Source organism: Solicola gregarius, assembly GCF_025790165.1.
Classification (GTDB): domain Bacteria; phylum Actinomycetota; class Actinomycetes; order Propionibacteriales; family Nocardioidaceae; genus Solicola; species Solicola gregarius.
Genome location: NZ_CP094970.1, coordinates 4,051,381 through 4,076,995, shown reverse-complemented (window position 1 = coordinate 4,076,995; position 25,615 = coordinate 4,051,381). Strand labels below are relative to the sequence as shown.

The 25,615-nt window shown below is 70.5% G+C and carries 20 protein-coding genes; 10 read left to right on the top strand and 10 right to left on the bottom strand.

The genetic code is table 11. From position 1 onward, the window contains the following. The first annotated feature begins 65 nt into the window (after nt 1-65). Together L0C25_RS19875 and L0C25_RS19870 are read left to right on the top strand one after the other, a co-directional pair. Nucleotides 66-1,421: a dihydrolipoyl dehydrogenase family protein gene (locus L0C25_RS19875; RefSeq protein ID WP_271633518.1), complete on the top strand. Its 1,356-nt coding sequence runs from the start codon at nt 66-68 to the stop codon at nt 1,419-1,421. A 52-nt stretch (nt 1,422-1,473) separates the two neighbouring features. Continuing rightward, complete coding sequence (locus L0C25_RS19870; protein ID WP_271633517.1) at nt 1,474-2,805, top strand: C1 family peptidase; 1,332 nt, start codon at nt 1,474-1,476, stop codon at nt 2,803-2,805. A gap of 95 nt (nt 2,806-2,900) precedes the next feature. On the opposite strand, the gene L0C25_RS19865 is transcribed toward L0C25_RS19870, so the two are convergent. From L0C25_RS19865 to L0C25_RS19855, 3 genes are all read right to left on the bottom strand, one after another. Next, the gene (locus L0C25_RS19865; RefSeq protein WP_271633516.1) at nt 2,901-4,064 is read right to left on the bottom strand and encodes a hypothetical protein; all 1,164 of its coding nucleotides are present in this window, start codon (nt 4,062-4,064) and stop codon (nt 2,901-2,903) included. Nucleotides 4,065-4,280: 216 nt separating this feature from the next. Continuing rightward, the gene (locus tag L0C25_RS19860) at nt 4,281-5,168 is read right to left on the bottom strand and encodes a Vgb family protein (RefSeq protein ID WP_271633515.1); all 888 of its coding nucleotides are present in this window, start codon (nt 5,166-5,168) and stop codon (nt 4,281-4,283) included. 8 nt (nt 5,169-5,176) lie between these two features. Further along, nucleotides 5,177-6,115: a sigma-70 family RNA polymerase sigma factor gene (locus tag L0C25_RS19855; RefSeq protein ID WP_271633514.1), complete on the bottom strand. Its 939-nt coding sequence runs from the start codon at nt 6,113-6,115 to the stop codon at nt 5,177-5,179. Between the two features lie 106 nt (nt 6,116-6,221). Here L0C25_RS19855 and L0C25_RS19850 point away from each other — a divergent pair, with 106 nt between their 5' ends. The 5 genes from L0C25_RS19850 (at nt 6,222) to L0C25_RS19830 (ending at nt 12,818) form a co-directional block, all read left to right on the top strand. After that, nucleotides 6,222-6,866 carry a TetR/AcrR family transcriptional regulator gene (locus tag L0C25_RS19850; protein WP_271633513.1) on the top strand — a complete coding sequence of 215 codons (645 nt, stop codon included), beginning with the start codon at nt 6,222-6,224 and terminating at the stop codon, nt 6,864-6,866. Between the two features lie 108 nt (nt 6,867-6,974). Continuing rightward, nucleotides 6,975-7,373 carry a hypothetical protein gene (locus tag L0C25_RS19845; RefSeq protein ID WP_271633512.1) on the top strand — a complete coding sequence of 133 codons (399 nt, stop codon included), beginning with the start codon at nt 6,975-6,977 and terminating at the stop codon, nt 7,371-7,373. Then, the gene (secD, locus tag L0C25_RS19840) at nt 7,322-9,985 is read left to right on the top strand and encodes a protein translocase subunit SecD (protein ID WP_271633511.1); all 2,664 of its coding nucleotides are present in this window, start codon (nt 7,322-7,324) and stop codon (nt 9,983-9,985) included. Before L0C25_RS19845 ends, secD begins: the two co-directional genes overlap by 52 nt. A gap of 120 nt (nt 9,986-10,105) precedes the next feature. Next, nucleotides 10,106-12,250, top strand: coding sequence for a RecQ family ATP-dependent DNA helicase (locus L0C25_RS19835; protein WP_271633510.1), 2,145 nt, complete (start codon nt 10,106-10,108; stop codon nt 12,248-12,250). A 106-nt stretch (nt 12,251-12,356) separates the two neighbouring features. Then, the gene (locus L0C25_RS19830) at nt 12,357-12,818 is read left to right on the top strand and encodes an iron chaperone (RefSeq protein WP_271633509.1); all 462 of its coding nucleotides are present in this window, start codon (nt 12,357-12,359) and stop codon (nt 12,816-12,818) included. An 11-nt stretch (nt 12,819-12,829) separates the two neighbouring features. Here the strand turns inward: L0C25_RS19830 and L0C25_RS19825 are convergent, their stop codons facing one another. From L0C25_RS19825 to L0C25_RS19800, 6 genes are all read right to left on the bottom strand, one after another. Continuing rightward, nucleotides 12,830-13,585, bottom strand: a complete 756-nt coding sequence (locus tag L0C25_RS19825) for an ion transporter (RefSeq protein WP_271633508.1) — start codon at nt 13,583-13,585, stop codon at nt 12,830-12,832. Nucleotides 13,586-13,664: 79 nt separating this feature from the next. Beyond that, entirely contained in the window at nt 13,665-14,231 is a 567-nt protein-coding gene (locus L0C25_RS19820; protein WP_271633507.1) for a DUF6636 domain-containing protein, read from the bottom strand. After that, nucleotides 14,228-15,352, bottom strand: a complete 1,125-nt coding sequence (locus L0C25_RS19815) for an FGGY family carbohydrate kinase (RefSeq protein WP_271633506.1) — start codon at nt 15,350-15,352, stop codon at nt 14,228-14,230. The genes L0C25_RS19820 and L0C25_RS19815 overlap by 4 nt, the downstream gene beginning before the upstream one ends. Continuing rightward, complete coding sequence (locus L0C25_RS19810) at nt 15,349-15,804, bottom strand: SRPBCC family protein (RefSeq protein ID WP_271633505.1); 456 nt, start codon at nt 15,802-15,804, stop codon at nt 15,349-15,351. Before L0C25_RS19810 ends, L0C25_RS19815 begins: the two co-directional genes overlap by 4 nt. Before the next feature lie 100 nt (nt 15,805-15,904). After that, a complete protein-coding gene (locus L0C25_RS19805; RefSeq protein ID WP_271633504.1) occupies nt 15,905-18,538 on the bottom strand; it encodes an AAA family ATPase in 2,634 nt (877 codons plus the stop codon). Further along, nucleotides 18,535-19,659: a metallophosphoesterase family protein gene (locus tag L0C25_RS19800; RefSeq protein ID WP_271633503.1), complete on the bottom strand. Its 1,125-nt coding sequence runs from the start codon at nt 19,657-19,659 to the stop codon at nt 18,535-18,537. The genes L0C25_RS19805 and L0C25_RS19800 overlap by 4 nt, the downstream gene beginning before the upstream one ends. Nucleotides 19,660-19,862: 203 nt before the next feature. Here L0C25_RS19800 and L0C25_RS19795 point away from each other — a divergent pair, with 203 nt between their 5' ends. From L0C25_RS19795 to L0C25_RS19785, 3 genes are all read left to right on the top strand, one after another. Continuing rightward, on the top strand, nt 19,863-20,777 hold the full coding sequence (locus L0C25_RS19795) for an NAD-dependent epimerase/dehydratase family protein (RefSeq protein ID WP_271633502.1): 915 nt from the start codon (nt 19,863-19,865) through the stop codon (nt 20,775-20,777). Beyond that, nucleotides 20,774-21,712 carry an RNA polymerase sigma-70 factor gene (locus tag L0C25_RS19790; RefSeq protein WP_271633501.1) on the top strand — a complete coding sequence of 313 codons (939 nt, stop codon included), beginning with the start codon at nt 20,774-20,776 and terminating at the stop codon, nt 21,710-21,712. The genes L0C25_RS19795 and L0C25_RS19790 overlap by 4 nt, the downstream gene beginning before the upstream one ends. Before the next feature lie 67 nt (nt 21,713-21,779). Next, a complete protein-coding gene (locus L0C25_RS19785) occupies nt 21,780-25,016 on the top strand; it encodes a S41 family peptidase (RefSeq protein WP_271633500.1) in 3,237 nt (1,078 codons plus the stop codon). Here L0C25_RS19785 and L0C25_RS19780 read toward each other — a convergent pair. Next, the gene (locus tag L0C25_RS19780) at nt 24,986-25,573 is read right to left on the bottom strand and encodes a zinc-binding dehydrogenase (RefSeq protein WP_271633499.1); all 588 of its coding nucleotides are present in this window, start codon (nt 25,571-25,573) and stop codon (nt 24,986-24,988) included. The genes L0C25_RS19785 and L0C25_RS19780 overlap by 31 nt on opposite strands. Nucleotides 25,574-25,615 lie beyond the last annotated feature (42 nt).

The window sequence follows — 25,615 nt, the reverse complement described above, 5'->3', positions numbered from 1 at the left end:
CGGTGTGGGATTGATGGACTAGGTATCCACCGATCCCACACCGACTCCAACGCGGGGAGATGAGCATGACGACCGAGTGCGACGTGATCGTGATCGGCACCGGACCGGGTGGTGAGGACGCCGCAGGGCGCCTCGCCGAAGCCGGGCTCGAGGTGGTGGCCGTCGAACGAAGCCTGGTGGGTGGCGAATGCCCCTACTGGGGTTGCATCCCCTCGAAGATGCTGATCCGCGCCGCCGATGCGCTCGCCGAGGCGAGGCGCGTTCCGGTACTCGCCGGCACGGCCGACGTCGCGCCCGACTTCCGCATAGTCGCGCGCCGGATCCGCGACGAGGCGACCGACGACTGGGACGACACCGTCGCCGCCGAGCGCATGGCCAACAGGGGCGCCACGCTCGTCCGAGGCGACGCGGTCGTCGCCGGGCCCGGGCGGGTACGCGTCGGCGATGACGAGTACGTCGCCCGGCGCGGCATCCTGCTCAACACCGGGACGTCGGCGGCCGTACCCCCGATCGACGGGCTCGCGGACACGCCGTACTGGACGAACCACGAGGTGCTCGAGGCCGACGTGCTGCCCGAGTCGCTGATCGTCCTCGGAGGCGGCGCGATCGGGCTCGAGCTCGCACAGGCGTTCTCTCGCTTCGGCTCTCAGGTCACCGTGCTCGAAGCCGCCCCACGCATCCTCGGGCCGGAGGAGCCCGAGTCGAGCGAGCTGCTGGCGACCGTGTTCGAGCGCGACGGCATCGACGTACGCGTGGGCGTCGCCGTCTCCGGTGTGTCCCACGACGGCGACCAGTTCGCCGTCTCCGTCGGAGACGACGTCGTACGCGGGCAGCGACTGCTCGTGGCGGCGGGGCGTACCCCCAACATCCGCGACATCGGGCTCGAGACGGTCGGCATCGACCCGACGGCACGGTCGCTCGACGTCGATCCGTACCAGCGAGTGACCGATGGCGTCTGGGCGATCGGCGACATCACCGGCAAGGGTGCGTTCACGCACGTGTCGATGTACCAAGCGGCCATCGCGGTACGCACGATCCTCGGCGAAGACGGACCGGGTGGCGACTACCGCGCACTCCCCCGGGTGACGTTCACCGACCCGGAGATCGGGGCCGCCGGCCTCACCGAGTCGCAGGCTCGCGACCAGGGCATTCGCGTCAGCACGGGCTACACCGATCTGACGGCGAGCAGCCGCGGCTACATCCACAAGATCGGCAACGACGGCTTCATCAAGCTGGTCGCCGATGCCGACCGCGGCGTACTCGTCGGCGCAACCAGCGCCGGCCCGTCGGGCGGCGAGGTGCTGGGCGCGCTCGCGGTCGCGATCCGCGGCGAGGTGCCGGTCGACACCCTCGCGCACTCGATCTGGGCGTACCCGACGTTCCACCGCGCGATCGAGACCGCCGTCGCCGATCTCGGGTAGTTCGGCATAGGCTGTCGCCACTGTTCTGCCGCCGTCCACGGAGGGATCTTTCATGACGCGCGCGTTGTCCGACGACCTGCTCGATCGGCTCGGAAAGGAGTTCGACGCCGAACCGTCGCTGCGGTTGATGCAGAACGCCGTCACCAAGACCTCCGTCAACGACGTCGCGCTGGATCGCCGAGTCGTCACCGGCATCGACCACTCGGTCTCCAACCTGCTCGACGACTGGGACGCCACCGACCAGAAGCAGAGCGGCCGGTGCTGGCTGTTCGCCGGTACGAACCTGCTGCGCGCCGGAGCGGCGAGCAAGCTCGGCGTGAAGGACTTCGAGTTCTCCCAGAACTACCTGCTGTTCTGGGACAAGTTCGAGAAGGCCAACCACTGGCTCGAGTCGATCCTGGCGACGGCAGAGCGCGACGTCGACGACCGTACGGTCGCGCACCTGCTCGCGACGCCGGCAGAAGACGGCGGCCAGTGGAACATGTTCACCGCGCTCGTACGCAAGCACGGCCTGGTGCCGAAGAGCGCGATGCCCGAGACCTGGTCCTCGAGCAAGACCGCCCCGATGAACCGCGACATCTCCGGCATCCTGCGCCGGGCGGCTCGCGACCTGCGGGCGCGTACGGCGGCGGGCGACGACGCGGACACGCTGCAGCTGCACAAGGAGTCGGCACTGGCCTCGATCCACCGACTGCTCAGTATCCATCTCGGGACTCCCCCGACGTCGTTCCTCTGGCAGTGGGCCGACAAGGACAAGGGCTTCCATCGCGACGGCGAGCTGACGCCCGTCGAGTTCGCCGAGCGGTACGTCACGATCCCGCTCGAGGATTACGTCTGCGTCGTGCACGACCCGCGGCCCGGCAGCACCTTCGGTCGTACGTACACCGTCGAGCACCTCGGCAACGTCGTCGACGGTCCGCCGGTCACGTACCTCAACATCGAGGCAGACCTGATGAAGTCGCTCGCGGCCGATGCGATCACCGGCGGTGAGCCGGTCTGGTTCGGCTGCGACACCGACAAGATGTGCAGCTCGGAGCTCGGCATGTGGGATGCCAACCTCTACGACTACGACGCGGTCTACCGCACCGAGAGCACGCTCGAGAAGGCCGATCGGCTGCTGTACCACGACTCGCTGATGACGCACGCGATGCTGTTCACCGGCGTCGACCTGGTCGACGGCGCACCGCGACGCTGGCGGGTCGAGAACAGCTGGGGCAACGACCGGGCCGACAAGGGCTTCTACACGATGAACGACAACTGGTTCGGCGAGCACGTCTTCGAGCTCGCCGTACGCCGCTCGGCCCTGCCTGCGGAGCTGCAGGAAGCCCTGGCGACGGCGCCGACCGTCCTCCCCGCGTGGGACCCGATGGGCGCCCTCGCGTAGTTCGGCCCGCGGTTCGCACCGCCCCGTGAGCCGCACGTTCGCGTGCGACACGCCCGCGTGTCTCCGCACATACGTGCGGCTCACGGGGGTATGGGTCAGTGGGGGCGGTCGAGATCGATCGGCGCGCCGCCACTCGGGCGCAGCGGCGGACGCCTGCCGATGTCGCCGATGACCCCGAGCGCACGGAGACCGACCACACCGAGCGCGACTGCACCGACGACACCGGCGCCCAGGCCCCACCACGACGGGTGCTCGACCGCGAGAGCGGCGACCGCGAGCGGTACGGTCGACGCGACCATCAGCAGGATCAGCACCCGGTAGCCGACATGGCCGCTGAGCACGGCGCAGACGGCCCAGCCGGCCACCAGGATCGCCGCGAACAGCAGGCTCAGGTAGATGTCGTCGTTGAAGCGGTCGGGATCCGGTCGGGCGTCGGCCGACTGCGAGCCGAGGTCGGTTGCGAGCGGAGCGAACGCCCGCTGGAACGCCGCGACCGCGATCAGTCCGATGAACAGCAAGATGTACGCCACCACGGCGAACGCCCCGACGAAGACGCCGCTGAGGTCACGCGTCGGAAGCAGCCACCCGCCCGCCGTGATCGCCACCGTGAACACCAACACCACGGCGGCGATGGTGAGGGCGGTGCTGTCGCCCTCCGTGTCGTCGAGATTGACGACATCGTCGACGAGCGAGAGGTAGAGGACGAGCAGTCCGAGGATCGCCGCGATCACGAAGGCCCCGCGGCGTACGACGACGTACCCACCGGCCGCGAGGCCGGCCGTCACGATACCGGCGAGATAGCCGGTAGCGGGGTTGTCGTCGAGTCCGATGCCGATCATCAGGCCGACGCCGACGGCGCCGATCGCGCCGGGCCACGCGGCGAGGTTCGCCTTTCGTACGTCGTCCTTGACGAGCACCAGCGCCGCCGCGGCGATGCCCAACAGGCCGAGCGAGGCGAGGATGCCGAGCAGGTAGTTGGACCAGTCGAGATCGGACTCCTGCCGTGAGAACCCGGTCGCGATGCCGACGGTCGCGGCGAGCAGCCCGACGCCGATCGCGATCGCGCCGCTCTCGAGCCGCAGCTGCCGGTCGGGCTCGTCGGCCGGTGTCGCGAGCTGCTCCGAGGTCGACGAGTCCGCCGGCCGTCCGAGGCTGCCCTCGTACGCGGCGCGGGCCCGCTCGGGCGGAATCTGCCCCTCGCGGACGAGCTCGTCGAGCGCACGAACGATCGGGTCTTCTCCCGTAGGCGTGGAGGTCATGGGCCGCACCTTAGCGAGTTGGCGGGCCAGTGCGCCGACAACCCGCCCCATCGGGCACGAGGTGCATCGTCGGTGCCGGCGCAGGTTCGTGGGTGGGTGGCTCCCGACGTACGCGGATGTTTACCATGTGAACATGGTAAACATCCGCTCTGCATGGCTGGTTCTCCATGCAGAGCGGACGTTCCACATGCAGAGCGCTCGGTCGCGACCGCCCGATCAGCCGCGACCGATCCGGGCGAGTACGCCGATCTCGAGCGCGGCCCAGATCGCGCCATCGGGACCGACGGCGATCCCGTGCGGCTCCGAGTCCGGCGTCGGGAGGTCGTACGACTCGATGCCGCCGCCGGTTGGCATCCTGCCGATCCGGTTGCCTCCCCACTCGGTGAACCACAGCGCTCCGTCGCCGTCGACCGTGATCGCGTGCGGTCGAGCGGCCCGGTCGGGCAGTGCGTACTCCTCGACCTTCCCGGCGATGTCGATGCGCCCGATCTGCCCGCCGCCGATCTCGACAAACCACAGGCCGTCGTCACGACCGGCCGCGATGCCGACCGGAGCGGCGTTCGCGGTCGGCAGGTCGTGCACGTCGACGTACCCGTCCATGCCGATCCGCCCGATCGCGTTCGCCTGGTTCATCGTGAACCACATGGCATCGTCGGGCCCGGCGACGATCGCCGACGGAAATGCCCCGGCGACCGGCAGCTCGTACTCGGTGACATCACCATCGATCGTGATCCGGCCGATGCGGTTCGCCGCCGTCTCGGTGCACCACATTGCTCCGTCGGGGCCGGCAGCGATGCCGAACGGCCCGCAGTCTCGCGTCGGCAGGTCGAACTCGTCGATGCTGCCGTCGGTGGTGATCCGACCGATGCGGTGCGCTTGGTACTCGGTGAACCAGAGCCCGTCGTCCGGGCCGGAGGCGATGATCGTCGGACCACAGCCCTCGGCGAGCCCGTGCAGCTCGGGCCGCTCGCCCGGAACCAGCCGCCCCACCTGCGCACTGTGCACAAGCGTGAACCACAGCGCACCGTCCGGTCCGGTGGTGAGCGCGTACGGGCCCTCGTCGGGCCCGGCCACGACAACTTCCTCGATCTTCACGTCTGTCATCCGACTCCTCAGCTCAGCAGGTCTTGGAGTACGCGGGTGTTGGCGGGCCGGCGCAGCTTGCTCATACCCTTGGCCTCCAGCTGGCGGATCCGCTCACGGCTGAGACCGTACTCACGACCGATCTCCTCGAGGGTGCGCGGCCGGTCGTCGTCGAGACCGAACCGTCGTACGATCACCGCCGCCTCGCGCTCGGTGAGTGACGTCAGCGCCGTGTCGAGATAGCCGCGCAGCTCCGACATCGCAACGAGGGTCGCGGTGTCGGGCGCGTCGTCCGCGAGCAGGTCGCCCAGCTCCGTGTCACCGACTTCGCCGGTGACCGACGTGTGCAACGAGACCGGCTCGCTCGCGTACCGGAGCGCGAGGACGACCTTCTGCTCCGGAACCTCGACCGCCGTCGCCAACTCGGCAACGGTCGGCTCGCGCCCGAGGTCCATCGCCATCGTTCGACGGGTACGCAGGACCTTGTTCACGACGTCGGCCATCTGCGACGGGAGGCGGATCGCCCGGCCTTGGTCGGCCAATGCGCGGCCGATCGCCTGTTTGATCCACCAGGTGGCGTACGTCGAGAACTTGAATCCACGGGTGTGGTCGAACTTCTCGACCGCGCGCATCATGCCGATCGTGCCCTCCTGGACGAGGTCCAGCAGCGGAAGCCCTCCGCGGGCGGCGTAGCGCTTCGCGGTCGAGACGACGAGCCGCAGGTTCGCCTGGACCATCTGGTCGCTCGCGCGCCTGCCATCGGCAACGACCCGCTCCAACGCCGGCCGCGCCGCCTCATCGAGCCCCGCACTCCCCGCGAGGCGTTCGCCCGCCTTCGCGCCGGCTGCTATCCGTCGACCAAGCTCGACCTCCTGCTCTGCCGTCAGCAACGGCGTACGACCGATCTTCTTCAGGTACTGCTGCACCGAGTCGTCGGCGCGAAGCGGAGTGCGGGTGGCTGTCGTCAACCAACGGTCCTCTCGGGTTGTCTGCTGCGGTGACAAAGTTGACTCTAGGGCTGTTCTAATTTTATGTCAAGTATAATTTTGTGTCGATCTCAGGTAGGCTCGACACATGACCACGCAACCGACCGGCTTGCGGGAGCGTAAGAAGCGCCAGACCCGCGAGAGCATCTCCCGGCACGCCACCCACCTGTTCCTGCAGCGCGGGTTCGACCAGGTCACCATCGCGGAGATCGCGGAGACCGCGCAGGTCGCCAAGATGACCGTGACGAACTACTTCGCGCGCAAGGAGGACCTCGCGCTCGATCTCGGCGACACCTTCGTCTCGATGCTCGCGAACGCGGTGCGGGATCGCCGACCGGGCGAATCGGCGCTGGCCGCCCTGGGGCGTACGTACCTCGCCGCCGCGGACGCCCAGGATCCGGTAGTCGGGTTCTCGGGCCCCGAGTTCGCCCGGATGATCACTGACAGCCCGCGACTCGTCGCGCGCCTGCGCGAGTTCCACGACGACCGCGAGCGTGCGCTGGCATCCGCCCTCGCCGACGAGACCGGAGCGGCGCAGGGCGAGGTCATGCCACGTGTCGCCGCGGCACTGCTCGCCGGTGTGCACCGATTGCTGTTCGACGAGACCCTCCGGCGGACGCTCGACGGCGACGACAACGGGTCCATTGCCGCCGCCGTCACTGCCGATGCGGAGGTCGCGTTCGCCGCACTCGAGCCGTCGCTCGGCTCGTACGCCGTACGACCGATCTCCTGACCCTCGGCGCAATTCGGTGTAGCCGTGCGTCACCGACCGGCCCTCCCTCTCGGTACCGCGGGGACGCACCATTTCCACCCGACCCGCGCACTCCTCTAGACTGTGCCGGTGCCCACCCGACCTGACGCTGTCCGCGTGCGCCCTGCGCGGCGCACGCGCCTGCCGTCGTCACTGGTGAGCATCCTCGCGGTGACCGCGTTTGTGGCGGCCTCGATCGCCGGCGTCTTCGGCGGTACGCATGCCGCGTCGGCCGCACCGGCCGAGACGCACTCGGTCGGCTCCGACAAGATCGTCGGCCATCAGCCCACGAAGACGCGGGTGAGCGTCGGGGGCGACCGGTCCGACCACCCACAGCACCGCGCCACGCCGTGGATCCCGCTGGCCGTCACCCCCGATGAGTCGGAGATGGCCGCGCCGAGCGAGTCCGCCCCGACGGTCGTCGTGTCTGCGGTGCCGTGGCACTCGTACGACGTCACCACACCGCAGGGTCGCGCACCGCCGCGCTGACGCGGCCCTCACCCAACGCTGACCCCCGAACGGCGCAGCGCCGTTCCCTCCTTCGGAGTTCTCCCTTGCCTTCAACACGCTCCAAGGCGCCCCTCTGGCGCGCCGTCGCGGCGTTACTCATCGTCGTCATCGCGGTCTACACCGCTCTCACCAACTCCGCCACGCTCGGCCTCGACCTGTCCGGCGGTACGCAGCTCACCTACGAAGCCCAGGACACCAAGACGGTCAAGGCCGACGCCGAGGCCACCGACCGGGCGCTGGAGATCCTCCGCGGGCGCGTCGACTCCCTCGGTGTCTCTGAGCCGACGCTCACCCGGTCCGGTGAGAACCGGATCATCATCGAGCTGCCCGGCGAGCAGGATCCGGAGCAGGCCAAGGAGGTCATCGGCACCACCGCACAGCTGACGTTCCACCCGGTCACCGGTACCGCCACCCAGCAGGAGCTCAATCAGTTCGAGAAGAGCGGCGAGGTCAGCGGCGGCAGCAACTCCGACGACGGCAGCGGCATTCCCGGCGAGAAGCTGCCGGACGAGCAGCAGGGCTCGGCTCGCGTCGCACCGGAGGACGGGGACGGCAAGCAGGACGACCAGAAGTCCGGCTCCGAAACGTCGGGAGATGAAGGCAGCGGCGACTCCGGCACCGGCGAGGGATCCGACGACGACCCGGCGATCGAACAGATCGACCCCACCAAGCCCCAGGTCATGAAGACCGACCAGGGCGACATCATCAAGCTCGGCCCTGCGCAGCTCGGCGGCGACGACGTCACGGACGCCTCGGCCCAACAGGAGCAGGAGGGCACCAGCGCCTGGGTCGTCGCGGTCGACTTCAGTGGCAGCGGCGGCGACAAGTGGGAGAAGATCACCACCGCCGCGCAGCAGTACCAGCTCGGCGATCCGCGGCGGCGGATCGCGATCGTGCTCGACGGCGAGGTCATCTCCTCGCCCGAGGTGCAGGACGGCGTCCAGAACGGCGGCAGCACCCAGATCACCGGCGACTTCTCGAACGAGGAGGCCGACGACCTCGCGACGCTGATCAAGGGCGGCTCGCTGCCGGTGCCGATCGAGCCGATCGAGGAGCGCGTCGTCGGACCCACGCTGGGCGACGAGGCGATCGACGCCTCCATCGAGGCGGCGATCATCGGCATCGCCATCACCGGCATCTTCATTCTGTTCGTCTATCGCCTCGTCGGGCTGATGGCGACCATCGCACTGGCGTCGTACGCAGCGATCTCGTACGCGATGCTGGTGATGCTCGGCGCGACCCTCACGCTGCCCGGTCTTGCGGGCTTCGTGCTCTCGATCGGCATGGCGATCGACGCCAACGTGCTGATCTTCGAACGCGCGCGAGAGGAGTACGAGAAACGACGAGGCGAGGGCCTCGGCCCTGCCCTCGACACCGGCTACCGGAAGGCGTGGAGCGCGATCATCGACTCCAACGTCACCACGTTGCTTGCCGGCGCGCTGTTGTTCTTCTTCGCGACCGGACCGGTCAAGGGCTTCGGCGTCACGCTGTCGCTCGGTGTGATCGCCTCGATGATCTCCGCGCTGTTGATCGCCCGGGTGCTCACCGACTGGCTCGTCCGCCGGGCGTGGGCGCGCAACCACCCCTCCATCACCGGCATCGGCGGCGAGGGCAAGATCCGCAACTGGCTGAACAACAGCGGCATCAAGCTGATGAAGCGCAGCACCACCTGGCTGGCGGTCTCGGCGGCGATCGTGATCGTCGCAATCGGAGGGATGCTGATCCGCGGGATGAACCTCGGCGTGGAGTTCACCGGCGGCCGGGTGCTGGAGTACTCGACGACCGAGGCGATCGACGTCGACGACGCACGCGAGGCCGTCGCGGACGCGGGCTTCCCGCAGGCCGTGGTGCAGGAGTCGGGCAATGAGGACCAGGACATTGCCAACATCAGCGTGCGTACCGACGAGATCTCCGACGACGACGCGAAGAAGATCGAGGGCGCGATCTCCTCGATCGGCGAGGACGTCGTCCAGGAGAGCGCCACGACGATCGAGCCGACCCTCGGCGAGGAGCTCCGCAATAAGGCGCTGATCGCATTCGGCATCGCGGTCGCCGCGCAGATGATCTATCTGGCGTTCCGGTTCCGCTGGACGTGGGCGCTGGCCGCCGTGCTCGCGATGGTGCACGACGTGGTCGCGGTTGTCGGCATCTTCGCCTGGTGGGACAAGCCGATCGACGGCGTGTTCCTGGCCGCGATCCTGTCCATCATCGGCCTGTCCGTGAACGACACCATCGTCGTCTTCGACCGGATCCGAGAGCGACGGCGGGAGGAACCGGACCGAGCGCTGTCGGACGTCACGAGCGATGCGTTGTTGCAGACGTTGCCGCGTACGATCAACACCGGCCTCGGAGCGATGTTCATCCTCGGCGCGCTGGCCTTCCTCGGTGGCGCTTCGCTGACGGACTTCTCGTTGGCGCTGCTGTTGGGCCTGGGCATCGGCATCTTCTCCTCCATCTTCACCGCGTCGCCGCTCGCGCTGCTGTTCGAGCGGATCTGGCCCGCGGCGAAGGCCGCGGAGAAGAAGAAGGCGAAGGTCGCCGACCCGTACGCCAACGTCGCCGCCGGCGGGCGCGAGGGCGGCGAGATCTAGTCGCACCCACCTCCACCCTGGGCCGCACGCTTGAGCGGCGACACGCCGGCGTGTCGCACTCGAACGTGCGGCTCACGGGGCGTGGGCTCGGTGTCGGGGCCGTTGGGTACGGTCGCCACCATGAGTGAGCCGACCGCGCCGACCGATCCGCCCGCCGACGTACGTACGCGCGCGGAGTCCGTGCTGCGCGACCTGGTGGGCTCCCCCGACGCCCGGCTGCGCGACGACCAGTGGACCGCGATCGAGGCGCTCGCCGTCGGCCACCGGCGTGCACTCGTCGTGCAGCGCACCGGCTGGGGCAAGTCGGCGGTCTACTTCGTCGCCACCGCGCTGCGCCGCGCCGAGGGCGCCGGTCCGACGGTGATCGTCTCGCCACTGCTTGCCCTGATGCGCAACCAGATCGACGCGGCGGAGCGGGCCGGCATCCGCGCGGTCACGATCAACTCCACCAACCCGGAGGGTTGGCAGCAGACGTACGACGCCATCACCCGTGGCGAGGTCGACGTCCTGCTGGTCTCCCCCGAGCGCCTCAACAACCCGTCGTTTCGCGACAACGTGCTCCCCGACCTCGCGCGTACGGCCGGCCTGCTCGTCGTCGACGAAGCGCACTGCATCTCCGACTGGGGCCACGACTTCCGCCCTGACTACCGGCGGATCCGGACGCTGCTCGCCGACCTGCCGGCCGGCATCCCGGTGCTCGCGACGACCGCGACCGCCAACGAACGCGTCACCGCCGACGTCGCGGAGCAGCTGTCGGTCACCGGCACCACCACTCTCGACGACGTCCTGGTGCTGCGCGGCACGCTCGACCGCGAGTCGTTGCATCTCGGCGTCGTACGCCTGCCCGACCAGGCGAGCCGGCTCGGCTGGCTCGCCGACCACCTCGGCGAGCTCGACGGCTCCGGCATCATCTACTGCCTGACCGTCGCGGCGACGCAGGACGTCGCGGCATTCCTGCGCGAGCGCGGCCACGACGTACGCGCGTACTCCGGCCAGACCGAGCAGGCCGAGCGGCTCGCGGCAGAAGACGACCTGCTGAACAACCGGGTCAAGGCGCTCGTCGCCACCTCCGCGCTCGGCATGGGCTTCGACAAGCCCGACCTCGGCTTCGTCATCCATGTCGGTGCGCCACCGAGCCCGATCGCGTACTACCAGCAGGTCGGTCGCGCCGGCCGCGCCGTCGAGAACGCGACCGTCGTCCTGATGCCCGGCCAGGAGGACCGCGCGGTGTGGGCGTACTTCGGGTCGTTGTCGTTTCCTCCCGACGAGCAGGTACGCGAGACGCTCGACGTGCTCGGCGCGGCCGACGGCCCGGTGTCGGTCGCTGCCCTCGAGACCCGCGTGCCGCTGCGGCGGACGCGCCTCGAGATGCTGCTCAAGGTGCTCGACGTCGACGGCGCCGTCCGACGCGTGCGCGGTGGCTGGGAGTCGACCGGCGAGTCCTGGGCGTACGACGCCGAGCGCTACCAGCGGGTCGCAGACGCACGCGAGCGTGAGCAGCAGATGATGCTCGACTACGAGTCCGGCGACCGATGCCGGCTGGAGTTCCTCCGCGAGGCCCTCGACGATCCCGAAGCGAAGCCGTGCGGGCGGTGCGACAACTGCGGCGCATTGACGCTGTCGACCGACGTGTCGAGCGAGGCGATGGATGCCGCCCGCCAGTGGTTGGGCCGAGCGGGCGTCGTCATCGACCCGCGGCGGATGTGGCCGACCGCGATGACCAACCTCGGCGTCGACCTACGCGGCAAGATCCCGCCCGACGAGCAGGCCGCGCCGGGAATGGCCGTCGCGCGGATGACCGACCTCGGCCTCGGGCAGCACGTACGCGACCTGTTCGCGCACGGCGCACCCGACAAGGAGGTGCCCGTGCCTCTCCGGCACGCGCTCGTCGCGGCGCTCGACGACTGGGACTGGCCGGACGGCGCCCGGCCGGACGCGATCGTCGGCATCGACTCGCTCACCCGGCCGGTGCTGACCCGCCATCTCGCCGACGGGATGTCGACGTACACCGGGTGGCCCGTTGTCGCGCGATTCTCGATCGAGGGCCACGCCGAGCCGGGCCAGGGCGCGACGAACTCCGCGCAGCGGCTCGCGGCTGTCGCGAGCCGGTTCGCGCTCTCCGACCCGGGAGCGGTCTCCGGGCGGCGGGTGCTGCTCGTCGACGACCGGGTCGTGTCCGGCTGGACGCTCGCGGTGACGTCGCGCGCACTGCGTCTCGCCGGCGCCGAAGCCGTGTTCCCCCTCGTACTCGCGACCGACGGCTGACGACCGCACCGGCTGCGTCCGCGATCGATCAGGTTTCGAGAAGCGCGCGCCGCCGCGGCTTTCTAACCTGGATCTTGTCCGCACCCACAAGCCGAAGGCGATGACGATGGCCACCACCCGCAAGTCCGCAACGAACACCGGCACAGACAGCGACGGCTTCACCGCGGAGGAACGCGCCGCGATGAAGGAACGCGCGCAGGAGCTCAGGCCGACCAAGCGCCGCGGATCCAAGAAGGTCGACGGCGAGACCGCCCTACTCGAGAAGATCGCCGAGATGCCACCCGCGGATCGCGCGATCGCCGAGCGGATCCACGCGATCGTCACCGAAGCCGCGCCGGAGCTCGAAGCGAAGACCTGGTACGGGATGCCCGCGTACGCCAAGAACGGCAAGGTCGTCTGCTTCTTCCAGAGCGCCGACAAGTTCAAGGCGCGGTACGCGACCCTCGGCTTCAACGACCCGGCGAACCTCGACGACGGCACGATGTGGCCGACATCGTTCGCCGTGACGAAGCTGACCGCGGCCGACGAGAAGAAGGTCGGCGCGCTCGTGAGGAAGGCGGTGGGCTGACCGCCTCGCGCTCATTGCGACTCGGCCTCGCGGGCCGCCCCCGCAACACCGAGTTCGCGTACGTCGTGGCGGATCTGGAGGATGTTCTCCCGCAGCACGTCGGCGATCAGCTCCTCGGTACGCGGATCCTCGAGAACCGCCAGGATCACCCGCATGGACGTGTCGGTGCTCGCCTCGATCACCCGGTCGTGGAACGGCAGGATCGACAACCGGCCCATCCGGCGGTCCGCCTTGATCTTCTCCAGGATCATCGCGCGCAGCTCGTCGCGGTTCTCCTCCAACGCCCGCGCGACGTTGTGGTTGTACTGCCCGGCCCGCAGGACCTCGCTCACCTCCTCGAGCACGGCGAGCGTGATCGGGTGCTTGATCTGCTCGACGACCGGCGAGAGCGCCTTCGAGAGGAGCCGCTCGCTCAACGGTGTCCCGGCCGTCCGATCCGTGAGTCGGGCGAGCCGCGCCACGATGACCACGACCCGCAGCAGCCGGAACGAGCGAAGCGCCGGGTACGACAGCGGGATCATGCCGAGGATCTCGAACCAGTTGCGCCAGAAGAAGCTGCGCCTCCAACCGGCCCGCCGCCAGCGCCACAGGAACTCGATCGCGAAGACGGCGCAGATCGAGACGTCGACGATCACGAGCCGCTGATACTCCTGCTCGTCGACGTCGCCGTAGTCGGCGTACAGGAGTAGGCCAACCGACACGAACGCAAGCACGATCATCAGGACGTCGACGACGGTCAGCTGGCGCAGTCGGGTTCGTAGCCTCACCCCGGCAGTCTCCCGCATCTGCGCCGCTCTGCGCCCGATGACGGCAAAGGTCGTGTCGCGGGTAGTTCAGGGGCGCCGATCAGTAGAACTCGTAGAGCCCGCGCGAGAGCAGGAACCCGCGCCCCGTGCGCAGGTTGTAGCAACGCATCCCGGCCTTGCGGCTCTGGCATCCGTAGTCGCCGACGCGGGTGGCCGTTCCGTACGCCAACAACGTCGGCGCCCCGAGTACGGTGTCGCCGGCGCACACGAAGTCCGGCTCGCCCTCCCCGACCGCGAGCGCATTGCCGAAGTCGAGATCGCAGCCGCCCGGTTTGTGCGGTGGCTTGTAGCGGCGCTTCTCGATATCGCAACGGACGCCGTCGTCGGTGATCTGGCACCCGATGTTCGTCGACGGGCTGGAGAAGTGGTCAACCTGACCGACGACGTTGTGCAGCCTGACCTCGAGCTTGTCCTTCTTCTTGTGGTTCTTGTGCTTGTGGTCGTGCTTGCCCTTGTCGTCCTTGTCTTTCCCGGGCTTGTCGCCGCGCGCAGGCTTTCCGTCGTCGCGCCCGGAACCGTCGGGTACGTCGCTCGCGATGTCCTGCGCCGACGCACAGCCGGACAGGACGCATGCGAGCACCACCATCACGGCTACGTACTGCCTCATCGCGCGCTCCCTCCCGGTCCGGTCGGCATCACCTCGACGGCTCCGCGTCGGAGACCGATCCTAGGCGCATTCGGGTGCGCCGCAAGAATCGCGGCCCCGCAAGCCGACGGACTTCGCAGCGGTGCGTAGGCGAGCGGCAGTCCCAGTCGCCGCGCGAGCAGCCGGCGGAAGGCCGGATCTCGGGCCTTGCCTCCCCCGGCGACGACACGTACGCCCTCGAGTCGGGAAACCGCGCGAGCGATGGCATCGACGAGGGCGTCGGCTGACGGCATCGACCGCGTGTCGAACGCGTGCATCGTGTACCACGCGGAGCCCGCGTCGGCGAACACCCGCTCCGTCTCGTACGCCGGGCGGTGCCAGGCGGCGTCGGCACGCAGCACCTGGCACCCGGTGCCGACGTTGACGTACACCGTGTCGGGGCCCGCATCCGGCGCCATCGCTCGGTACGCGAGCAGCGCGGTTGCCGTGTCGGCAGCGCCGACGACGACTGCCGCGCCGGCGGTCTGCCCGACGATCTCGTCGGACGGTCGTACCTCGGGCAGCTGCGCACGATCGATTCCGACGACCTCGGCCGCGGCAGCGGACCACTCCTCCGTCGCGGGGTCCCACAGCAAGGAACCCGCGGCATCGGAGCGGTCGGTGACCGGCATCGCGTCACCGCACAGCCGAGCCCGAACCCAGTCCTTGGCGAACCACACCCGCTCGGCACGCGCCATCGTCGCCGGCTCGTGCTCGCCGAGCCAGGCCAGGATCGCACCGGCGTACCCGGGAACGATCGGCGTACCGAGCGCGTCGAGCACGCCCGTGCGCGCCCACTCGGCGGCAACCACGCTCGCTCGCTCGTCGAGCCACAACACCGCCGGCCGCACGGGTTCGGCATCGCCATCGGTGAGCACGACGCCATGCATCTGCCCGGTCACGCCCAACCCGGTGACGCCGCCGATATCACCCGACACGGCTGCGTACGCGCGCAGCCAGTCGTACGGGTCGATCTCGCACCAGCCCGGATGCGGCTCCACCACGTCGTACCCGACCGCGCGCTCGACCGCCACCTCGCCGTCGTCGTCGAGTACGGCGAGCTTCAGCCCGCTCGTCCCCACGTCGACGCCCGCGTAGCTCACGGCACCGCCGGCCTCGACACGTACGCCGCCAACCCACGCTCACCCGAACGCATCATCAGCATGTGGTTCCAGCGCAACGCCGGTCGCGCGAGAGGCGCGGCCGCGCGCAGCAGCCGACGGGTGACCGTCACCTGTTGCTCGTACAGCAACATGCAGCTCGCGTGTCCCGCGTGCAGGGTCAGCCGGGCCCAGCCGACGAGGTCGCCGCCGATGCCGACCTGCAGGACGCCGGTGTCGCGGTCCTCGGTGACGCGGGTGAGGGTGAACCTCAGCGCGTACGGCAGCAACGACCGCGCCACGACCGCGGCGTTCTGTTCGTCGACGGGCTCGACGACACGGACCTCGGGCCACCACATCGGGTACGACGGAAGGTCGGCCAACGCGTCGAAGACCGTTTCGCGGTCGGCGTCGACATGCCACCGGCTGACGAAGCGATAGTCATTGAGGCTCACGTACAAAGCCTGCCCCACGAGGGTGCTATCCAGAAGTCCAAGGCCCGCCTTTCGACCGCCGGACCTCCGATTCGGAACACGAGTCGGCGAACGGTCGCGGTCAGGCCGACAGCGTGCCGAGTCGTACCGTCGCTGCCGACCCGACCGAGCGGAACCGCTCCGGATGGCAGGTCAGCACGATGATCTGGTGGCTCTCGCCGGCGCGGTTGAGCACCGCGGCGATCCGGTCGAGGCGTTCGGGGTCGGCGTGCCCGAGCGCGTCGTCGAGGATCAGCGGGGCGCCCTCGACCGGGTCGACGAGAGACGCGACGGCGAGCCGCCCGAGGATGGCCAGCTGCTCCCGCGCACCACCGGACAGCGAGTCGAACGCGACCGTGCGGCCGGCGAGCGTACGCGAGGCGATCGCGAGGTCGTCGGTGATCTCGACGCTCAGGTCGGAGCCGAAGACGATCCGCCCGAGCGCTTCGATCGCCGCGCGATAGGGCGCGACGTAACGCCGCCGGGCGGTATCGCGGTGCTGCCTGAGCGTGTCGTACAGCAGCCGCGCCGCGTCGGCCCGACGCTCGACGCGGGCGAGCTCCCCCTCGGTCTGCTCGAAGGCAGCGGCGGCCGCGTCATGCTGGTCGTGCAGTCCGCGGGATGCGAAGCCGTCGAGCCTGCCGGTGAGCTGCTGCCGCTCGTCCTCGAGCTCGCGTCGGGCGCGGCCGAGCCGCCGGGTGACCGCCTCGGCATTGGACAGTCGCGCGGCGACGTCGTCGGGCTCGGCGGCGTCCAGCGCCGCACCCGCCCGGTCGCGTTCGTGCGCGGCGGCGTCGAGAGCAGTCCTCGCCTCGTCGACCTTGGCGCCGAGGGCATCGTCGGACGTCTCGGCGCGCGCGTGGTCGAGGCGTACGCCGACGCGCTCGACCTCGGCGTGCTCGCCATCGCGCCGCTGCTCGCACCTGGCGTGTGCCTCTCTGGCTGCGGAAACCGCCGCTTCGTGCTCGCGCGCCAGCCGGTCGAGGTCGTCGGCCTTGCGCGCCGCCTCGTCGGACGCCCCGCGGGCGGTATCGGCGGCTGCGTCGGCCGCTGCGCTGGTGGCGGGAAGGTCGCCCTCGTGCCGGGAGAGCAGGTCGCGGTGGCGCTCGCGGGTTGCGGAGGCCGACGCAACGAGGGAGTCGAGATCGTCGGCGTCACCCAGCGCGTCGCGTACGCGAGCGCGCGCGACCTCGCGGGTGGCCCCGGCGTCGCGTGCTCTGCACACGGCATCGCGGGCGTCCCGTACGTCGGCCACCCCCGCCTCGTCGAGTGCGGCGGTGAGCGCGGCCTCGGCCCGGTCGACGTCGTCGGCGAGGTCGCCCTCGGCACGCCCGGGTCGTACCGTCACCCGAACGACTCCGGGCACCTCGACCGTGGTCGGCTCGAGGACGGCGCGTCGACCGTCGGCGTCGGGCTCGGCACCCTGCACGCGTACGTCGGTCGCGCCGATCGGCTCGACCTCGATGGTCGACGCGCCGACGCGCCGCAGCTCGCGGGCCGCCCGTGCCGCGGCGTCGAGCCCGGTCAGCCGCTCGAACCCGGCGTCGTCGAGCTGGACACCGGCGAGCACCGCCTCAGCGGCGAGCGCATCGTCGCGTGCCCGCTCGGCGCGACCGACGCGTTCGTCGAGGTCATCGGCCTCGCGGCCGAGTCGGATGACGTGGGCGGCATCGGTCGCGGCTCGGTGCGCGGCCTCGGCCGCGCGCACGTCTGCCCGCGCCGTATGTGCGGCATCACGGGCCTGGTCGGCAGCGCGCCCGAGCGCCTCGACATCGGCTCCGAGGGCGGCGAGCTCCGTGTCGAGGCGGGTCACCGTCGCCTGCCGCTCCCGGAGCTCCTCGATGAGCTCGGTGCGCGCCGCGACTGCCCGACCCGCATCGTGCAGTCGCCCGCTCGCTACCTCGACCGCCGCGACGGCCTCGTCGTACGCCGCGCGGAGTCCGGTCAACGCCTGGTCGTCGCGTTGCACCTCGGTGAGCCGAACGGCGTGGTCGGCCTCCTCGTCGGCCAGCCTGCCGAGCTCGGCGTCGATCGCCTCGTGGCGACGGACGACGGCCTCGACCGACTCGAGCTCGGCCGTGAGCCCGTCGTGCGCGACCCGCGCCGACTCGTGCGCGTCGACGGCGGCGCTCAGCTCTCCCGTCGGCTGGCCGGTGCGCGGTGTGAAGTAGCGCGCGTACTCGGTCGCGACGCGGGCAATCAGGTCGTGATCGGACTCGCCGTCGGAACCTCCCACGGGCTCGCCGTCGGCGAGCGCGGCACGCAGCACACCGACGTCGGCGAGATCGGGCTGGTCGAGCGAGGCGCCCTGTGCGACGCGCATCGCACCCCAGAGAGCGTCGTCGAGCGTCTCCTTCAGGATCGTGGTCATGCGGTCGTGTGCCTCGCGCCCGGTGAGCTGCTCCGGCGTCGGCGCACCGATGCGCAGCGACGTCGACGGCCGACGGAGGAACCGCTTCGAGTAGTTGATGTCGTACGCACCGATCGTGAGGTCGACCTCGACGTACGGCCCGACGTCGGCACCGATCTGATGGACCGCCCGAACCTCCTGCCGGCGCGAGGAGTCGCGATGGTCGAACAGCACCGAGATCGCTTCGGCGATGGTCGACTTGCCGGCCTCGTTGGGACCCTCGACGACGGTGACGCCGTCGTCGAACTCGATCGCCGCGGCATCGACTCCGCGAAAGTGGTCGAGCACGATGCGGTGGATCCTCATCGGCCGCTCCGGGTGAGGCGGTAGAGCAACCCGAGCGCATCTTGCGCGACCCGCGCGTCCCGCCCCTGCGAGCGCGCCTCACGTACGAGGTCGTCGACCGCCGACTGCGACGCACCCACCAACGCGAGGTCGGAGAAGTCGTGGTCATCGGGTACGACGACCAGCTCGCCGGGCTCGCCGACGAGCGCGACACCGGCGTACACATCGGCGGCGCGCTCGACCACGTCGTCGAGCCTCGCGCGTTGGGCGACCGAAAGGGTGCCGCTGAGCCGCAGCCAGATCGCGGTGCGGTGCTTGCCCGAGCGATCGTCGAGCGCCGCTTCGAGCGCCTCGATGTCGGCGTCGTGGGTGACCTCCGCGGCGTGCTCGGTGAAGGTCCACTCCCCCACCGAGACCTTCTCGGTCGTCGGGCCGGAGCCGTCGAGATCGACCACCAATACGTTGCCGGGATCTGCTTCGCGGCGCGCGGTCACCTCGGGGGTGCCGGGATACCAGATCGCGTCACTGACGGCGTACGTCGCGTGCCGGTCACCGAGGACGGCGAACGTGATGCGGCCGTCGTCGACCGCCGACCGTAACGCGTCTTCGTCGACCGCGGTGGGGTCGTGCCGATCGCGGTTGAGCGCCTCGGTGCGGCCGTGCCCGACCAGGACGCGCGTTGCATCGGTCGGCTCGAGGCCGGAAAGCGCGTCGGCGACGAGGTCGGTCAGGGGTCGCTTCGTGAACCACGGAACGCCGATGAGCTCGGCATCGCTGCCGTCGACCGTGACCGGTGCCGTCGACTCGAGCACGTGTACGTGGGAGGGGCAGCCGTTGCGGAACTGGCGCGAGCGGTAGATCGAGCTCGCGTCGAGCGGGTCGTGGTTGCCGGGCAGGAGGTAGACCGGCACCGGCACCCGGCGCAACGCCTCGAACGCGCGCGCGATGACGGCGCGGTCGAGATGGTTCGACTCGAAGACGTCGCCCGCGACGACGACGAATGCGGCATCACGCTGCTCGGCGAGATCGGCGATGCGCGTGATCGCGTCGAACCTCGCCTGCGTGTAGCGCGGGCGCGCCTCGTCGTCGAGGAACGCGGCGGCCATGCCGAGCTGCCAGTCGGCGCTAGCGATGAACCTCATGGCTCGACCTCCCGCGCGGACTCTAGTGACGACGTCTGACAGTGCGCTCACCGACAGGCCCAGCATCGGCGATCCGGCGGCGCGATTCGAGGAGGCGCGGCGACGCCCGGGCGAGTGACCCTGGTCACCGCATGTCACTGGCCGTCCGGGCTGTCTCGTCTCGGGGTCAGAGAGAACGGTTCCGACAGAGATGGTGATCAATCATGAGAGTGTTCGTAGCGGGCGGGTCCGGCGTACTCGGACGGCGCCTCGTGCCACAGCTGGTGGCACGGGGCCACGAGGTGACGGCGACGACGACGAGCGCAGACAAGCTGGCGCTGCTGGAGAAGCTGGGTGCCGAGGGCGTCGTGATGGACGGACTGGACGCGGGCGCCGTCGGCGAGTCGGTGGCAGCGGCCCGTCCGGACACGATCGTGAACCAGATGACCGGCCTCTCCGCCGCGCACGCGGGCACGCTCAACCCGCGCAAGGCCGATCGCTTCTTCGCCGCCACCAACCGGCTGCGCAGCGAGGGCATCGACCACCTGTTGGCCGCCGCCGAGGCGACCGGCGTCTCCCACGTCGTCGCACAGGGCCACGCGAGTATGAACGGCGGCCGCGAGGGCGGATGGGTAACGACCGAGGAGGATCCGCTGGCGGTGATCGAAGGGACGCGAGCGATCAACCACCTCGAGGACGTGGTCGTTCGCTCCGGCGGCGCCGTCCTGCGCTACGGAGGGTTCTACGGTGCGGGCGCCCACGACGACCAGGTCCGGTTCATACGCAAACGACTCGTGCCGATCATCGGTGGCGGCACCGGCTACTTCTCATGGGTGCACGTCGACGACGCGGTGAGCGCTACCGTACTGGCGATGGAGCAGAAGGCACACGGCGTGTTCAACATCGTCGACGACGAGCCTGCACCGGTCAGCGAGTGGCTTCCCTACCTTGCGGAGCGCGCCGGCGCCAAGCCGCCGCGGCGGGTCCCGGCGTGGCTGGCGCGGCTGCTGGTGGGCGAGATGATGGTGAGCACGATGACCGAGGGGCGCGGCTTCTCCAACGCGAAGGCCAAGCGAGAGCTCGGCTGGGAGCTCGAGTACGGCTCGTGGCGCGCCGGCTTTGCAAAGGAGCTCGGGTGACCCGCGACGAGGACTTCGAGGAGCTGCGGCCGCTCCTGTTCGGCATCGCGTACCGGATCCTCGGCAGCGTGGCCGAAGCAGAGGACGCGGTGCAAGAGTCCTGGATTCGCTACCAGTCCGCCCCTGCCCACCCCCGGTCGGCAAAGGCGTACCTCGCGGCGGTCGTCACCAGGATCTCGATCGACGTGCTGCGATCGGCGCGCGTCCGGCGGGAGACGTACGTGGGGCAGTGGCTCCCCGAGCCACTGCCGACGGACCCGTTGCGGAGCGATCCGTACGAAGACCCGGAGCGCTCGGCCGAGCTCGCCGACTCGGTGTCGATGGCCGCCCTGTTGCTGCTCGAGCGACTCAGCCCGCTCGAGCGGGCGGTCTTCGTGCTGCGTGACGTGTTCGGGCTCGGCTTCACCGAGATCGCCTCTGCCGTCGGGAGGTCCGAGGCCGCCGCCCGCCAGCTCGCGGTACGCGCGCGGCGCCATATGGACGACGGGCGTCCCCGGTTCGAGACCGACCGCCGCGAGCGTGACGAGCTGGCGGCACGGTTCTTCGACGCGGTCCGCGATGGCGACGTCGAAGGCCTGCGAGACCTGCTCGCCGCGGACGTGCAGATGGTCGGTGACGGCGGCGGCAAGGCTCCCGCGCTCGCCAGGGGCGTGATCGGGGCCGATAACGTCGCCCGGGTTCTCGCCGCGAACTTCCCGGTGCTCGCCCAGATCGACGCGAGCATCGAGCCCCGTGAGATGAACGGCCAGCCGGGCGCGATCCTGCGCGATCGCGACGGCAAGGTGGTGGGCACGATGGCGCTCGACGTGCTCGACGGGCAGATCCAGATGATCCGCTCGGTCGTCAATCCCGAGAAGCTCGCGCACCTCGGACCCCTCGCAGACGTGTGGGCCGTGACGCGCGAGGCGAAGGACGCCCGCCGGCGGACGACGTGAGCGGAAGTCCCGACGCGGTCAGGGAATTCGGTTCCGCTGGTTGCGGCCGGCGACTACGTTGGGCGGCGTGACCGACGCATACGTACGTTTTCCGCACATCCGCGGCGAACAGATCGCCTTCGTGGCCGACAACGACATCTGGCTCACCGAGCGTACGGGCGGGCGCGCGTACAGGGTCAGCGCCGACCACGCCCCGGTCCAGTCGCCACGGATCTCGCCCGACGGCACGCGCATCGCGTGGACGGCAGTCCACGGCGGAGTCAAGGAGGTGTGCGTCGCCCCGGTCGACGGCGGTCCGACGACCCGCCTCACGTACTGGGGCCAGGCCGGCACCTGGGTACGCGGCTGGCTCTCCGACGACGAGGTGCTCGTCGTCAGCACCCGCGGCGAGGCGACCCGCGACCGGATGTTCGCGCACGCCGTCCCCGTCGACGGCGGCCCGTCGCGCCGCCTCCCGTACGGCTGGGCGCACGACCTCACCTTCGGGCCCGACGGCGGTGTTCTGCTCGCCACGACCGGAACGCTCGAAGCCGCGTGGTGGAAGCGCTATCGGGGCGGCACCGCACCGCAGCTGTGGCTCGACCGCGACGACTCGGGCACGTTCAGCCGGCTCTTCGCGGACCTGCCGTCCGGACTGGCGAGTCCGCTGTGGACGACGACGCCGCGCGACACGGAGCGCATCGGCTTCGTATCCGACCACGAGGGCAGCGGCCAGCTCTACAGCGCGACCCTCGGCAAGCGCGCGCCGACGAGCGGGCGGTTGCACCGTCACACCGACCACGACTTCTACGTGCGTCACGCGACGACCGATGGCCGGCAGGTCGTGTACGTCGCCGGCGGCGAGCTCTATCTACTCGACTCGCTCGAAACCGGCTCCGAGCCGCAGCAGGTCGACGTACGCCTCGTCGGCGCGCGCTCCGCGCTTGCACCTCGGTCCGTGAAGGCGGGCGCGAACCTCGGCGACGTACGCCCCGACCACACGGCGCGTGCGTCGGTGATCGAGTCGCGCGGAACGGTCAGCTGGCTCACTCATCGCGACGGCCCCGTACGCGCGCTGGCCGACTCCCCGGGCGTACGCCGGCGACTTCCGGTGGTGCTCGGCGACTCCGACCGCGTCGCCTGGGTCACCGATGCCGACGGCGACGACGCGATCGTCATCGGTGGCACGGGCGGAGACGAACCCCGCGTGCTCGTGGCGGCCGGCCGCGTCGGCAGGGTGCTGGCCATGACCGCCGCACCCGACGGGCGCAGGCTCGCGATCGCTTCGCACGACGGTCGACTCCTGACGGCCAACGTCCCGGAGGGACAGGTGGCCCGCGCCGCCGCCGTCACCGAGATCGACCGCACCGACGAGGGCGATATGACCGGCCTCGCGTTCTCCCCCGACTCGCAGTGGCTCGCCTGGTCGGCACCGGGACCCGAGCCGCTACGCCAGATCCGGATGGCGCGGCTCGGCCGGCGCGCCGCCCCGATCGACGTCACCCCGCTGCGGTTCACCGACTTCGAGCCTGCCTTCACCACCGACGGCAAGCACCTGGCGTTCCTGTCCGTACGCAGCCTCGACCCGGTGTACGACGCGTTCGTGTTCGACCTGTCGTTCCCGAACGGATGCCGGCCGCATCTCGTTCCGCTCGCCGCCGATACGCCGTCGCCGTTCGACCCCCGGGTGGGTGGGCGTCCGACGACCGAGCACGACGACAAGCACGCGGACCAGGCCGAGACTCCGCCTGCCACGACCGTCGACGTCGAGCACCTGCACGAGCGGGTCACCGCCGTTCCGGTGGCCGCGGGCAACTACGCGAACCTGCGCTCCGTGCGCGGCGGTCTGATCTGGCTCAACCATCCGCTCGCCGGCGAGCTCGGCGACGACCGCGCCCGTCTGGACGACGATCCGGCACGTGCGAGCCTCGAGCACCTCGCGCTCGATAGCGGCAAGGTCCAGGTGCTGGCCGAAGCGGCCGACGCCGCCGAGCCGAGCGGCGACGGTCGTCGGCTCGTCGTACGCGCCAAGGGCAAGCTGCTCGTCGTACCCGCCGACCGGAAGATCCCGGCCGACGACGAGTCGTCGACCGACCGGGTCGAGGTCGACCTCGACCGGGTGCGCATCGAGGTCGACCCACGGTCGGAGTGGCGGCAGATGTACCACGAGGCGTGGCGCCTGATGCGCGATCACTACTGGCGGGCCGACATGGGCGGCGTCGACTGGGGCGCGGTCCGCGAGAAGTACGCAGGACTCCTCCAACGCATCGCCACCCACGACGACCTCGTCGACGTGCTCTGGGAGATGCACGGCGAGCTGGGTTCCTCGCACGCGTACGTCACCCCACGCAGCGACTCGGGCGACGCGAGCGCCCGGCAGGGGCTGCTCGGCGCCGACCTCGCGTTCACCGACGGCGCCTGGCGGATCGCGCGCATCGTGCCCGGTGAGTCGTCGCGGCGTCGCGCGCGCTCACCGCTGACTGCGCCCGGGGTCGCCGTGGCGGCCGGTGACGCGATCGTCGCGGTCGACGGCCGGCCGGTCGACGCCGTCGCGGGCCCCGGCGCGCGGCTCGTCGGCTCCGCCGACAAACCGGTCGAGCTCACCATCGCACCCCGCGACGGAGGCGACCGGCGCGAGGTCGTCGTCGTACCCCTCGCCGACGAGTTCCCGCTGCGCTACCAGGACTGGGTCGCCGGGCGCCGCAGCTGGGTGCACGACAACAGCGACGGGCGGATCGGCTACCTCCACGTGCCCGACATGGTCTCCGAGGGCTGGGCGGAGCTGCATCGAGACCTACGCACCGAGTTCGCGCTCGACGGCCTCATCGTCGACGTACGCGGCAACCGCGGCGGCCACACCTCGCAGCTGGTCGTCGAGAAGCTGGCTCGGCGCATCATCGGCTGGGACCTCGCCCGAGGCATCGGGCCCACCTCGTACCCGGCCGATGCCCGGCGCGGACCGATGGTGACGGTCACCGACATGTACGCGGGTTCCGACGGCGACATCGTCACCGCGGCGATCCGCTCGCTCGGCCTCGGCCCGGTGGTCGGTACGCGTACGTGGGGCGGTGTCGTCGGCATCGACGGGCGATACAGCCTCGTCGACGGTACGAGCGTCACCCAGCCGAGATACTCCTTCTGGTTCGAGGACTTCGGCTGGGGCGTCGAGAACCACGGCGTCGACCCCGACGTCGAGGTGGTCATGACACCGCAGGACCGCGTCGCAGGTGCAGACCCCCAGCTCGAGCGCGCGCTCGAGCTCGTACTCCGCGACCTCCGCCGATCCCCCGCCGCTCACCCGCCGGAGATCCCGCCGCTGGAGTGACCCCCGCTGGGCCGCACGTTTCGGCCGTGCCGGATCGGTTCGGCAGGGCCGATTCGTGCGGCTGAGCGGGCAGTGAGCAGCAGCGACTTGCCGACGGTCGCGCGCTGCGCGAGGGACGTATGGGCGTCCTCGGCGCGTTCGAGCGGGTACGTCGCACCGATGACGGGGCGGATCCGACCCTGCGCCGTGAGCGCAAGCGCCTCGGAAAGCAGCTTCCGTACCTCGGCAGGGCCGGGCGATCCCGCCTCCAACATGTTGACGACGCGTACGCCCCGGCGCGCTGCCGCCTGCGGATCGATGTCGGCGAAGCCGCCGCTCGATGTCCCGTACGTGAGGAACCTGCCCCCGTCGGCCACTGCATCGAAGACCGCCTTGCCGAGGTAGCCACCGGCGCCGTCGAAGGCAAGCACGGCACCGGCCCCGCCTGTGGCCACGCGCACCTGCCCCTCCCATCCCGGCGCGGAGTAGTCGATCGCGACCTCTGCGCCGAGCTCGCGCGCGAGAGCGAGCTTTCGCTCCCCCTCTGGCGGCCGCGACGACGCGCGCACCGGCGTCACGCGCCAGTTGCACCAGCAACGAGCCCGCCCCTCCCGCGGCGG